Below are 12,335 nucleotides of genomic sequence, written 5' to 3' on the forward strand. Positions count from 1 at the left end.
CTGGCGTGCCACGGCTTCGCCGTCCCCGCGGACCCGGCGGCGTCGCATCTGGAGCTCGCCGACGGACGGCCGCTGACCGCCCGCGAGCTGCTGGCCGAGCAGAGCGCCGCCACCCGCGTCGAGCGGGTGTTCCTCGCTGCCTGCTCGACCAACGTCACCGGTGCGGACTACGACGAGGCGTTCAGCATCGCGACCGCGTTCCTCGCCGCCGGCGCCCGCACCGTGTACGGCTCTCTGTGGGATCTGCCGGACAGGTACACGGCCACCATGATGTTCGTGTTGCACCACAACCTGGTCGTGGAGGACTGTTCACCGGCCGAGGCCATGCAGGCCGCCCAGGACTGGGCGCTGGACCCCTACCGGACGGCGCCGGCCACAATGCCCGGCCCGGTCGCCGCGGCCATGGTGGACGACGCGTGGCTCCCCTTCGTTGACCCGGCCGCCTGGGCCGGGCTCGTCCACCTTGGCGCCTGAGCGCGTACCCGGGCCTGGGCCGCTCAGGGCTGGTCGGCCTCGATCAGGGGAGCCCAGCGGTCCGGGTTCTCCCGATAACGGTTGAGGTAGCCGCGGACGGAGGCGACGCTCAGATTGAACAAATCACCAATCGTTGCCCGGCTGTCGACCCGGCCCGGTTCGCCCCAGGGCCGGGCGGGGCAGATCTCGGCGGGGTCCACCTCCAGCCGGCTGGCCCGGGTGCCGCATCGTGGTGCGGCGTCCAGGTTGGCAGGGTCGAACGTGATGCAGCGGCCGGTCGGGGCGTGCTGAGGCTCGATGGTGTCGCGCGTGATCTGGCCGGGGCCGCGCACGGCGCGGGCCGCGAGGATCTCCGGCGCCCGGCGCAGCGCCGACCGCGGGCCCGTCCAGTCCGCGCTGTTCCTGATCTGCGCCCGCAGCGCGCGGATCACCGGCTGCCGCGACGTCCACAGCGGCGGCAGTGCCGCCGCCACGAGTTCCTGCGGGTCGAGGCGACCCGCGTCGAGGGATATCGCCGCCGCGATCCGGCGGCGCAGCGCAGTTCTCATCGCCGCGACGTCCGCCGCGTCCGGTTCCAGCGGCCGCGCGGGGCTCGCCTGCGGGTCGGCGACGGCGAGCATCACCCGGCGCAGCCGGGAGAGTAGCAGGTACAGGTCGTCATCACCGCCGACCCGGAACTGGTCGACGGCCCGCGAGCCGCACACCCAGTTGGCCAGCACCGCACGGTCCGCCCGGTTGGTGCCGGCGGTCAGCACGCCCAGGACCCGGTCGGCCAACGCGTCCACCGCGATGATTCGGGTCAGCACCCGCGTGTCGTCCCCGGGCGCCAGCGCCGGCGGCAACGTCTCCAGCTGCACGGAGGCGATCTTCTTGTTCGCGGTAAGCCAGCCACGGCCCAGACCTCTGGTGAGCCGTCGGAAGACCACGTCGGCCTGCGGCTGCACCGCAGCTCCGGCACCAGCCGCGGGTGATCCACCGGGCCTGCCGACGCTCTCATCGCCATCGCGGTCGGCACTGCGGTCGATGATGTCTGCCGCGGCGGCGAAGTACATCGCCGCGTCGAAACCCTCGTTGCCGTCGAACCGGTGTCGACGGCGGCGGGACATCTCCCGTCGGGTCCACTGCGCGATCTCCTGCACGTACGCGGCGACCTCGGCCAACGGCTCGCCGCGCGCGCCGTCTTCGCGCAGTTCGCGCGCGGCGCAAGCATAGGCCGCGAGCTGCACCAGGAAGCGGCGGTCACCGACGACGGGCAGGGGAACGTCCGGCAGCGGCGTGTCGCCGGCCTCGTACGCGGCGGCGAGCTCCATCCCACGGTCGAGGATCTGCGCCGCCAGCTCAACCGTGGTGCGCTGCGGGCCGGCCGGGTCCGGCCGCTGGCAGGCCGCGACGGCGCTGACGAGAGTCAGGTGCAGCGGCCACTCCGCGCGCTCGGTGGCCAGGGCGGTTCCCGCCCGGTACGCCTGGTCGATCGCTCGGATGAGTGGCACCGGATCCTTCTCGGCCACGACGAACGCGGCGGGGACGGCGAGGCCGGGCACCTGCAGATAGGTCCGCAACCAGCTCGCCGCGCGCCCTGCGACGATGTGCACGCCCTCGTTGCCCCGGGTGCGGGTGAGCACGCAGAGCGCCAGCAGCTCGTGCTGGTCGGGCGGGATCGACTGCGGCCACAGAGCGCAGACCTCCTCCGCGCGCACCACCATCCGGTGCAGCAGGTCGTCGAGACCGTTGCCGCTCGCCAAGACGCGGTCCAGGTCGTAGGAGTCGAGCTGGGCGAGGACGGCGCGCGCGGCGCGTTCCAGCTGCGCACGGTCGGGCAGGTCAGTCATGGTCTCCGCGTTCCTTGCCGATGCGGCGTACGTACGTGTCGATGCCGGAGCGTGGCGCCGCCCGCGGCGGCCCGGTGCCCGCCGGCGGCCCCTGACGGGCAGGTCACGGCCCTGCGCCATCTGGATCGGTCACCCGGACCCGGACAGCGGGCAGCTGCGCCAGGACGACGGTGATCGTGAGCTGGGCCCGCAGCGTTCCGTCGGGGTGCGGCGCAAGCGGCGTCCAGATGCCGCTGCCGTTGTCGAACGAGACCTCGACCGTTCTCGGCCAGGCGGCGAAGTCCCCTTGGCCGCCGACGGCGCCGACGGAGGTTTCCGGGCGACGGCGGGCCACGACATGCACCTCCCCGGCGTGGATCTCCCAGTCCAGGGTGCGTTCGATGCCGGCGAGCCCGGCGAGGTCGCGTGGGATCTCCCAGCGGCCACGGGCCGCCTCCGCGCGGTGCGCCGACTGATCGGAGGCCCCGCCCGGCTCGGCCGGATCGTCCCCGCGCTGCTGGGGCCCGTCCGTGGCGTGCATCGGCCCGAGGCCGGAGTTGCCGCCCATCATTCCCAGGCTCGCGGCCCCGGGAAGGTCCACGTCGGCATCGCGTAGCTCGTCCACCGCGAGCAGCGCCCACAGCCCGCCGTCCCACGAGCCGGACCGCGGCCGCCGATCAGCTGCGTCGATCGGGAGGTCCGCATCCGGCTCTGTGGTCGCGGTCGATTCCTGGCCGGCGGCGGCCCTGTGCGAGGCCAGCACCTGTTCCCGGTAGGGCGCCCAGGCCAGGGCCAGCGCATCTAGGACCCGCAGATCCAGCCGGGCCCACCGGCTGCGCGGTGGCCCGGCGAGCACCTGTTCGGCGACGGACACGACACTCGCCCCCAGCAGCTCGCGCAGATCCCCAGGGATACGCCGTCCCATGGTCCGGACACCGATGAAGACCGGCGGCCCGTCCGGATCGTCGGCCACGAACGCGACCCGCAGCCCCGGGCGCACGTCCGCCTCCATCGTCTGCTCCACGGTCAGCAGGGTGAACTGTAGACGGCCGCGCCCGCGCCGGCCCGGGGTCTGGTCGACGTAATCCACGCGGGCAAACCCGTCCCAGGCGAGCGGACCCGTCTCCGTGCCGAGCCCAGGTCTCCGTGCGACGTCCATAGCTGCCGACCTCATCTCCCGACGTGAGGCGCCGTTACCAGTGCCGACCCTGACACAGGCACTGACGGACGGTGGAGGGCGGCACCGGGCCGGCCGCCCACCAGCGCGGGGAAAACGCCGGGGTTTTCGTCCGCCGCCGGTGCTCACGGTGCAGGCCGCCGCCGACGAGTGMCGTGTTCACAGGCAGCCGTCCGTCAATCCCAACCAGCGGCCCACGTTTCGCGGGCGCACCGCCTGGTGCCGACCGACCGGTCGACGCCCGGTCACCGAACGGCCGGACGGTCACCTGACCCGCCGCCCGTCGGGTCCGCCACGACGCGAGGAAAGGCATCCGGACCGTGGATCTCCTGCACCAGCTCCCCACACCAGACGATCTCGCCCTCACCTACCTGATAAAGATCTTCGGTCCGGCGGCGCTGATCGTCCTGCTGTTCCAGCTCTACCTCCTGGTGAACTCGTGGATCTCCACGGCGAACGCCGGGCGGCGAGGCCTGCGCCGGGTGAGTGGGCAGGTGCGGCGCCTGCTCCAGATCGGCTGGGCAGCCCGGGCGACCGCAGTCGGTGCGGTCCTCGGCGCTGCGGCGCTGCTGGTCGCCTGGGTGGCGCTGTCCTCCACGATGGGCTACGGGGCGAGCTACCTGATCTTCGCGAACATCCCCCTCAGTGGCCCCCGGCTGCATCCGTTCCTGTCCTGGAACCACAACGACTCGGTGCACGCCTACCACGTGTGGGGATCACTGACGGTCGCGGTCGTGGCAGTGACTGCCGGCCTGCGCCGGCGTTCGGCCGAGACCGCCGGAGTCATCTTCGCGCTGCCCTGGATTCTCTTCGGCGTCCTGATGGCTCTCTTCACGGTCGCTTACGGGCTGGTGGGCGCCTACAACTGGTCGAATCACCGGGGCTTCCAGGTCGACGTCTACGGCGTACAGGCAAGCCCGGTCACGCCGTTCGTCCTGACCGTTGTCTCCGCCGCCTACGTCCGGGCGGCCAGCGCCATCGGACGACTTCCCGTAACCGTGGTCGCCCTGGTCACCCGGCTGAGCGCCTAATGGGCGAGCCCACGCAGCGGGCCGGCCCAACTCCGCCGAGCCCCGTCCGTCCGGGCCAGGAGGACGGCACCCTCTCGCCTTTCAGATCATCCGGAAGAAGAAGCAGGAGATTCATCATGAGCGGCGCCATCGTTTTCCTTCTGTGGTTCGTGGGCGTTGTTGTCGGAGCCACCGTCGTCCGGGCCCGAGCCGGACTCCCGACCATGCGGAAGCTCGGGCCGTCCGAGCTGGAAGGAGGGTACGGATGGTTCGCGACACGCATGGTCCTGGTCTGCTTCTGGCCGGTCACCCTGGCCGTCTGGCTGGCGCGTCGGATGCCCCCGCCTACGGTCCGTTTCGAACGTGACCAGCGCGGCGGATTTCGCCGCGTTCCGGCGGACCAGCCCGCCGCCAGCCGCACCGTACCGCCGGTGGCGCCCTCCTCCGACGACCGCTGAACCAGGCGCAACCACCCGCCGGGACRCACCACCCGGTCAGCTCACATCGCTTTTCATCGGCAATTACCCGGTTCCCAGCGAGCGAGAGAGTTCACTCATGCGCACAGTTCCGCAAATACTGCGCTCGGCCGCGGCCGCGCTGGTCGGCATACTGACCTTCGCCGGTGTCGCGCTCGTCGCCCCGTCGGCCGCGTCCGCTTCCACGCCGGATCCGGAGGTCTGGGTCGGTGCCCCGGTGGCGGGAACCTGGACCTCCGACCCGGCCACCCACCACTTCCTGTTCCACGACCAGGACCAGGGCGACTGGTCCGGCGACATATCCGCCGCTCCCGGAGCTGCGGTGAAGGTGTTCGTGGCGCCCCAGGCCGGCGGCTACCCGGTGGCCACCCGGGTCGACCAGATCGGTGAGGCCTGCCGTTACGGCGGCGGCGGAAAGTTTGTGAACGTGGGAATCTACGTCAACGAGCGCCGGACAGGTTCCGTCACCTACGGACACCTCGTTCCCGCCGCGAACCTCGCCGTGGGCCAGTGGATCAATCGCTGGGACTCGACCGTCGGCGCGGTGGCCACCGGCCTTCCCCGCGATGCCGGCTGCTGGACCGGCGAGCACGTGCACATGCAGTCGTACAACGTCCACAACTACTCGTGCTTCAACCGCGGCTACCGCCTCGGTTCGCCGCTGAACCCCACGAACTTCGTGAGTTTCGTGGGGGGCAGCCGCGGCACCCGGCAGCGCCAGGCCTGCCCGTAGCCACCGCGCCGCGGAATACGGAATACGGAGCGTTCTCCATCTGGGTCTTTCCGATTCGAGATGGAGCAAGATCGGCTATCGACGATCGGCTGGTTTGATCAACCATTGCCGTTCCGGCTACTACGCTCGGTCGTGGTCCATCGACCGTCGGGATGCGGGCTGAGATGACCATCCACGCCTATGTGGCCAGCATCCGAACTGGGCAGGTGCTGGTGGTCGACCCGCTCGCGGGTGTCGTGAGCGCCGCCATCGGAGTCGGCGTGCTCCCCTTCGGAGTGGCGGTGGCTCCCGACGGCAGCCGTGTCTACGTCACCAACTTCGGTGGGAACGACGTGTCCGTCGTCGACACGGCCACCGGGGCCGTCACCGGCTGACGCCCCAGTCACCGGCTGACCGCCGCCGTGAGAGTGATCGTCGTGCCGATGGCCCCCGAACCCGGGGGGTTCACGGTAGTGCCACGACCTGTGTCCACAGGTCCTCGGTGTTGCGGATCTTCGCCAGGGCYTTCCTCGCGCCGGACGAGGAGGACAGCGCTCCTTCCTAGCCGTCCTTCAACAGGTAAAGCTTCTGCCCACACGCGAGCGGAAGGAGCCGGACGGCCCGCGTTCGCCTGCCATCTTTCTCTGCCGCGCGGACATTAGACTCTTTCAAGGAAATTGTGCCCGTGGTTCAGTGAACCTGGCGGACGGGTACCAGTGCAGCCACGGTAACAAACATGGTCAACGACCTCCGGTCGGTCCTCTCCTGCGAAAGCGAGACCTCTGATGAGTATCTACGACACTATCGGCGGCGCGACGGCCGTACAGGCCGCGGTCGACGATTTCTACGTCCGGGTGACGGCCGATCCCGTTCTTGCACCCCTCTTTGCCAACCGGGACCTGCCCCGTCTCAAGGAACACCAGCGAGCGTTCATCGCCGCGGTGATCGGTGGTCCCGAGGTCTACCGGGGTCGGGACATGGCCGCGGTACATGCCACGCTCGGCCTCACCGACGCCCACTTCGACGCGGTGGTGGACCATCTGCTCGCGGCGTTGACCGGCCTCGGTGTCCCGACGGAAACCACCGGCCAGATCGGAGCGGCCCTCGCCCCGCTGCGTTCCGACGTCGTCACGATATCGAAGTAGTAATACCTCACATCATACACGACCTTGCGCGGCCAGGCTAGTGAAGCCGCACCCGGCTCGAACGAGAGAAACCGGGCGGGGCACAGTTGCAAATGCGAACCGCCCGGGTTCGGTATGGACGCCATCATGTGAGAGATGGAGGTCGACGCCAATCGCCGTCGGCGACGGGGATGCTGTGGGCAAGGATGGCACGGACGTCGTTGGTGGTGAACGAGCCGTCCCGGCGGCTTCCTTTCTCGGCTAGCGGGTGCCGTCGGGTGCGGTCGAGCCAGYGGTAGCTGTCCGCGTCGACGAAGCAGCAAACCACGCGGACGGATTCGACGCCGGGACAGGTGCTGACCTTGTCCTCGACGAGGTCGCTGCTGGTCAGYCGTGCGAGGGGGAGGGCGTTCTTCGGCGTCGGGATCACCGCCTGCTCGGCGAGGCTGTAGCCGGCGTGGTGAGGCAGTGCTTCGGGGTGGGTGGGTCCCCTGCCGGCCCCGTGCCGGGTGTGCCTAGCCGTTTCGGCTGGTATGGGGGGCATGTTAACGCCGACTCGGCTACGGTGGGTTCGGTGCGCCGGGAAGTCTGGTCGGCAACGTGTGACCCGACCCCTTGGTGAGGAGCACCGCCGTGGGCCAAGTTCCGTCTCGCCGGTTCAGCCTGTTCGACCGCAGGTCGTGGCCCGAGGCTCGCCGGATCGCCGAGATCCTACGCAGGGAGGCCATCGGTGGCGGGCTGCTGCTCGCCGCGACGGTCCTGGCCTTGGGCTGGGCGAACTCGCCGTGGTCAGAGTCGTACCAGTCGATGCTGTCCTACCAGCTCGGCCCGTCCTGGGCGCACCTGGACCTCACCCTGGCTCAGTGGGCCGCCGACGGCCTGCTAGCGATCTTCTTCTTCGTTGCCGGGCTGGAACTCAAACGCGAGTTCATCGCCGGAGACCTCCGCGACCCTCGGCGGGCCGCTGTCCCGGTCCTGGCCGCCTGCGGGGGTGTCGCCGTTCCGGCCGTGCTGTACGCGCTGGTCAACGTCGGCGGTGACGCCTCAGCGGGCTGGGCGATCCCGACCGCCACCGACATCGCCTTCGCGCTGGCGGTGCTGGCGGTCATTGGCCGGCACCTGCCGTCCGGTCTGCGGACCTTCCTGCTCACCCTCGCGGTCGTCGATGACCTGCTCGCCATCGTCATCATCGCCGTCGTCTACACCCGCCACCTGTCGATCCTCCCGTTGCTGGGCGCGCTGGTGCCGCTGGCGTTGTTCACTCTGCTGGTCCAGCGCCGGGTGCGCTCGTGGTGGCTCCTCCTGCCCTTGGCCGCCGCGACCTGGACACTGGTCCACGCCTCCGGCGTGCACGCCACCGTGGCTGGCGTGCTGCTGGGGTTTGCCGTGCCGGTGCTCCGCGGTACCCGTGCCGGCGGCCCGGAGGCGGGACCGGGGCTGGCCGAGCACTTCGAGCACCGCTGGCGGCCCCTGTCGGCCGGGGTGGCGGTGCCAATCTTCGCGTTCTTCTCCGCCGGAGTCACCGTCGATGGCCTGAGCGGACTGAGCGCGGCGCTGAGCGACCGGGCGGCCCTCGGTGTCGTGCTCGGTCTCGTCGTCGGCAAGCCTCTGGGGATCATGGCCGCTACCTTCCTGGTAGCACGCTTCACTCGCGCCACCCTCGACGACGGGTTGACCTGGACCGACGTTCTCGGGCTCGCGGTCTTGGCCGGTATCGGATTCACCGTCTCCCTGCTCATCGGCGAACTGGCCTTCGGGAGCGGCAGCGCACGTGACGACCATGTCAAGATCGCTGTCCTGACGGGTTCTCTGCTCGCCGCCCTGCTCGCCGCCGTCGTGCTACGTCTGCGCAATCGCGTCTACCGCCGGCTCCAGGAAGCAGAGACCGCCGACCGCGACCACGACGGCATCCCCGACGTCTACCAAGACCTGCACCGGTCCTCCCCACGCCCGTGGGGGTGATCCGGTCCGGTCGGTCCGCTCGTGCAGCACCATCAAGTCCACCCCACGCCCGTGGGGTGTTCCGCCCTCGGCAATCGAACAGGTGACGCACAGGTAACACACAGGACCGACTCCCACCCTCATAGTCACGGGGCTCCTCCCGGAGCGCCGGCAGGGTAGGAGGACACCGGCCATGGCCACACGTGAGCAGGGAATCCGACGGGTAGGCCCCGTCACCGCCGGACTGGCAGCCGTCGCGGCCGCCGGAGCCATCGGCTTCGGCGTGCTGGCCCATGAGCATTCCGCATCCGCGGCCACCTGGTCCTCGACGACGGACGACAGCTCGGTGACCTCGGGTAACGGATCCACCTCATCGTCGACCTCCGACAGCGCGTCCTCGTCCGGCGGCTGGTCGGGCGGGACGACGGTGGGGAGCGCCGACGGTCCCACGCACGCGTCGACCGGTGGTTCCTGAGATGCCCGGCGCGGCAGCGGCGGTCGAGTGGTCGGTGTGGAGCACGACCGCCCGGCTCGTGGTGACCGAGCCCGGCGCACTGGCCGCCGCCCGGGAGATCGTCGTGGACCATCTCGCGGCCGTTGACGAGGTCGCCAGTCGTTTCCGGGCCGACGCGGAGATCAACCAGCTCGATCACGCCGATGGGACGCCGCAACGGATCAGCCCGCTACTGGCGGACCTCGTCGGTGCGGCGCTCCTCGCGGCCCGGCGCACCGACGGGGACGTAGACCCGACCGTCGGCGGACCGCTCGCCGCTCTCGGCTACGACCGGGACATCACGTTGCTGCCGTCGGACGGCCGGCGGCTGCGGGTAGTGCACCGGCCGGCGCCGGGCTGGCAGCGGATCCGGCTGACCGGGAACACACTGACGCTGCCGGACGACGTGCGGCTCGACCTCGGAGCGACGGCGAAGGCGCAGGCCGCCGACCGCTGCGCCGCTCTGGTCGCCGAACGGCTCGACACCGGCGTGCTGGTCAGCCTCGGCGGGGATGTCGCCACCGCCGGGAACGCGCCGGAGGGCGGCTGGCGCATTCGGGTCCAGGACCGCCCGGGCGAGCCCGCCTGCACCATCACCCTGGCCGCCGGGAGCGCGGTCGCGACGTCCAGCACCCTCGGGCGGCGGTGGCGGCGCGGCGGGCGGCTCCTGCACCACATCCTGGATCCGCGCACCTGCCAGCCCGCGCCGGTGGTCTGGCGGACCGCCACCGTGGCGGCCGCGAGCTGCCTCGACGCGAACACGGCGAGCACCGCCGCGATCGTCCGTGGTTCCGCGGCGGTGGGCTGGCTGCGCCGGCTCGGGATGCCGGCACGGCTCGTCGCCACGGACGGCTCGATCGTCACGACCGCTGGCTGGCCCGCCCCGAGCCGGGCCAAGGTGGCCGGAGCCGGAGTGGCCGGAGCCGGAGTGGCCGGAGCCGGAGTGGCCGGAGCCGGAGTGGCCGGAGCCGGAGTGGCCGGGGTCCGGGTAGACCGGGCCGAGACGGCTCCGCCCGCCGAGGATGGAACCCGAGTCACGTCCGCTGGATCGGCGACACGGCCGAGAGGTTCCGGCCGATGAGCACCGAAGCCCTCTGGTACGCCGCCCGGGGCACGGGCACCACGTGCCTGCTGCTGCTCACCCTGACGGTCGTCCTCGGCATCGTGGCCCGCTCGGGTCGCGGCCTCGCGGGTCTGCCCGGTTTCGCGATCGGCGCCGTGCACCGCGGCGCGAGCCTGCTCGCGGTCGTGCTCCTCGCCATGCACATCGGCACGCTGCTGCTCGACCCGTACGCGAAGCTCGGCATTGCGGATGTGGTCCTGCCGTTCGGCGCCGGCTACCGACCGCTGTGGGTCGGGCTCGGCACCGTCGCCGCCGACCTTCTCATCGCCGTGGTCGTGACCAGTCTGCTCCGCCGGCGCCTCGGCGTGCGCGCCTGGCGGGCAGTGCACTGGGCCGCCTACGGCGCCTGGCCACTCGCCCTCTCGCACGGCCTGGGCTCGGGCACCGACGCCGGCACGCCGTGGCTGCGAGCCGTCGCGATGGCCTGCGCGCTCGCCGTCGCCGGATCCGCGGCCTGGCGCTGCTCCCCCTCCTTCAGGATCCTCCCCCGCCCACACCGGCCCCCCAGCCCACACCGGCCCCCCAGCCCGCGACACCAACCGGCGGCGCCCACAACCATGACCCCCAGATCGGAGCAGACATGACCATCCGCGCTGCCACCGGAGCGGCCCAACCGTCCATCCCCACCGGCACCAGCATCGCCACCGGCACCAGCGACGTCGGCCGCGCCGGCTCCCCTGAGGCCCAGCCCGGGTGGGGGCGCGAGCCCTGGCCCGCGGCCATGCACGCGGTACGGCCCGCGGCCGGCGCGGGCGGCCTCCCCGCGCATCACGTCCCGGCCGGACGGCTGCTGACCGCAGCCGCGTCCGACCTCGCCGCGCACGACCGACAGTGTGGACCGCTGCCCTGGCGCGGCGGACCCGGGCGGTTACTTCCGGAGATCCACGACTCCGGGCTGACCGGGCGGGGCGGCGCGGCCTTCCCCACCTGGCGGAAACTCGCCGCGAGCGCCGAGGGCACCTGCCTCGACGGCAGCCACTCCGGCAGCGCGCACCGGGGCAGCACGCACCGGGGCAGCCAGCACCGGAACGCCGGGCACCGAGCCGACCGGTACCGCAGCAGCGCGCACCCCGTGGTCGTCGCCAACGCCGCCGAAGGGGAACCCGAGAGCGCCAAGGACGTCACCCTGCTCACCGTGGCGCCCCACCTCGTCCTCGACGGCCTGCAGCTCGCCGCGGAGGCGGTCGGGGCCGATGACGCCTTCGTCTATCTCAAACCCGGTCCGGCGGTCACGGCGGTCCGGCGGGCGCTGGCCCAACGGCGGGCCGCGGGCTGGGACCGGTTCACCGTCCAGATCCGGGAGGCGCCGGAGACCTTCGTCGCCGGGGAGGCATCGGCCGTCATCGCAGCGCTGGAGGGAGGGGCGGCCCGGCCGCGCGCGCACTGGCAACCGCTCGCCGAGGCCGGTTTCCACGGCCGTCCGACCCTGGTGCAGAACGCCGAGACACTCGCGCACCTCGCGTTGATCGCCCGGTGGGGAGCCAGCTGGTTCCGCTCGGTCGGGACCGCCGAGGAACCGGGCACGTTCCTGGCCACCGTGACGGGAGCGGTCGCCGCGCCCGGTGTCGTCGAGGTGCCGTTCGGCACCCCGCTCGGCACTCTCGCGCAGCTCGCGGGCGGCTTCACCGAGCAGGTCGGGGCCTTCCGGGTCGGCGGTTACAGCGGTGCGTGGCTGCCCGGCGGCCCGGGAGCGACGATCGCGATGTCCCGGGCGGCGCTGGCGCCGTGGGGTGCCGCACCGGGCACCGGAGTGGTCGCCGTCCTCCCGGCCCGGGGCTGTGGGCTCGTCGAGACCGCGCGCATCGTCGGGTACCTGGCCGCGCAGAACGCTGGCCAGTGCGGGCCATGCGTCAGCGGGCTGCCCCAGCTTGCGGACGCCGTGGCCGGGATGGCCCGAACGGATGGCGGGTCCGGCGGCCCGGTGCAGGGGGCTGGCGATCCGGGACAGTCCGCCATCCGGGCGCTGCGCCTCGCCGCCCTGGTCGCCGGTCGCGGCG

General features: G+C 71.9%; 14 protein-coding genes. 11 read left to right on the plus strand and 3 right to left on the minus strand.

Annotation, left to right across the window (positions count from 1 at the left end; translation table 11 throughout):
- The coding region (locus tag KBI5_RS15150; protein WP_116289931.1) for a CHAT domain-containing protein at window positions 1-474 on the plus strand (474 nt) is incomplete at its 5' end.
- A gap of 23 nt (window positions 475-497) precedes the next feature.
- On the opposite strand, the gene KBI5_RS15155 is transcribed toward KBI5_RS15150, so the two are convergent.
- Together KBI5_RS15155 and KBI5_RS15160 are read right to left on the minus strand one after the other, a co-directional pair.
- On the minus strand, window positions 498-2,303 hold the full coding sequence (locus KBI5_RS15155; RefSeq protein ID WP_041257912.1) for a hypothetical protein: 1,806 nt from the start codon (window positions 2,301-2,303) through the stop codon (window positions 498-500).
- A gap of 103 nt (window positions 2,304-2,406) precedes the next feature.
- Window positions 2,407-3,441 (minus strand): hypothetical protein, encoded by a 1,035-nt coding sequence (locus KBI5_RS15160; RefSeq protein WP_011436974.1) that lies wholly within the window; start codon window positions 3,439-3,441, stop codon window positions 2,407-2,409.
- A gap of 338 nt (window positions 3,442-3,779) precedes the next feature.
- Here KBI5_RS15160 and KBI5_RS15170 point away from each other — a divergent pair, with 338 nt between their 5' ends.
- From KBI5_RS15170 to KBI5_RS15190, 5 genes are all read left to right on the plus strand, one after another.
- Entirely contained in the window at window positions 3,780-4,490 is a 711-nt protein-coding gene (locus KBI5_RS15170) for a hypothetical protein (RefSeq protein WP_011436975.1), read from the plus strand.
- A 116-nt stretch (window positions 4,491-4,606) separates the two neighbouring features.
- Window positions 4,607-4,927 (plus strand): hypothetical protein, encoded by a 321-nt coding sequence (locus KBI5_RS15175; protein WP_035912391.1) that lies wholly within the window; start codon window positions 4,607-4,609, stop codon window positions 4,925-4,927.
- A gap of 97 nt (window positions 4,928-5,024) precedes the next feature.
- Window positions 5,025-5,678, plus strand: coding sequence for a hypothetical protein (locus KBI5_RS15180; RefSeq protein WP_011436976.1), 654 nt, complete (start codon window positions 5,025-5,027; stop codon window positions 5,676-5,678).
- Window positions 5,679-5,842: 164 nt separating this feature from the next.
- Window positions 5,843-6,052: a hypothetical protein gene (locus KBI5_RS15185; protein WP_011436977.1), complete on the plus strand. Its 210-nt coding sequence runs from the start codon at window positions 5,843-5,845 to the stop codon at window positions 6,050-6,052.
- Between the two features lie 390 nt (window positions 6,053-6,442).
- Window positions 6,443-6,802 carry a group 1 truncated hemoglobin gene (locus KBI5_RS15190; protein WP_011436978.1) on the plus strand — a complete coding sequence of 120 codons (360 nt, stop codon included), beginning with the start codon at window positions 6,443-6,445 and terminating at the stop codon, window positions 6,800-6,802.
- Window positions 6,803-6,926: 124 nt separating this feature from the next.
- Here KBI5_RS15190 and KBI5_RS15195 read toward each other — a convergent pair whose 3' ends face one another.
- Window positions 6,927-7,325: a hypothetical protein gene (locus KBI5_RS15195; protein ID WP_133057047.1), complete on the minus strand. Its 399-nt coding sequence runs from the start codon at window positions 7,323-7,325 to the stop codon at window positions 6,927-6,929.
- An 89-nt stretch (window positions 7,326-7,414) separates the two neighbouring features.
- On the opposite strand from KBI5_RS15195, the gene nhaA reads away from it, so the two are divergent.
- The 5 genes from nhaA to KBI5_RS15220 all read left to right on the plus strand — a co-directional run.
- Window positions 7,415-8,743 carry a Na+/H+ antiporter NhaA gene (gene nhaA / locus KBI5_RS15200; RefSeq protein ID WP_011436980.1) on the plus strand — a complete coding sequence of 443 codons (1,329 nt, stop codon included), beginning with the start codon at window positions 7,415-7,417 and terminating at the stop codon, window positions 8,741-8,743.
- Window positions 8,744-8,915: 172 nt separating this feature from the next.
- Entirely contained in the window at window positions 8,916-9,197 is a 282-nt protein-coding gene (locus KBI5_RS15205; RefSeq protein ID WP_011436981.1) for a hypothetical protein, read from the plus strand.
- A gap of 1 nt (window position 9,198) precedes the next feature.
- Window positions 9,199-10,296, plus strand: coding sequence for an FAD:protein FMN transferase (locus tag KBI5_RS15210; protein WP_085015607.1), 1,098 nt, complete (start codon window positions 9,199-9,201; stop codon window positions 10,294-10,296).
- Window positions 10,293-10,922 (plus strand): ferric reductase-like transmembrane domain-containing protein, encoded by a 630-nt coding sequence (locus KBI5_RS15215; protein WP_023841956.1) that lies wholly within the window; start codon window positions 10,293-10,295, stop codon window positions 10,920-10,922. Before KBI5_RS15210 ends, KBI5_RS15215 begins: the two co-directional genes overlap by 4 nt.
- On the plus strand, window positions 10,919-12,335 hold a 1,417-nt coding region (locus KBI5_RS15220), incomplete at its 3' end, for an SLBB domain-containing protein (RefSeq protein ID WP_085015608.1). The genes KBI5_RS15215 and KBI5_RS15220, both read left to right, overlap by 4 nt.

The sequence above is a fragment of the Frankia sp. KB5 genome (assembly GCF_002099325.1).
GTDB lineage: Bacteria > Actinomycetota > Actinomycetes > Frankiales > Frankiaceae > Frankia > Frankia casuarinae.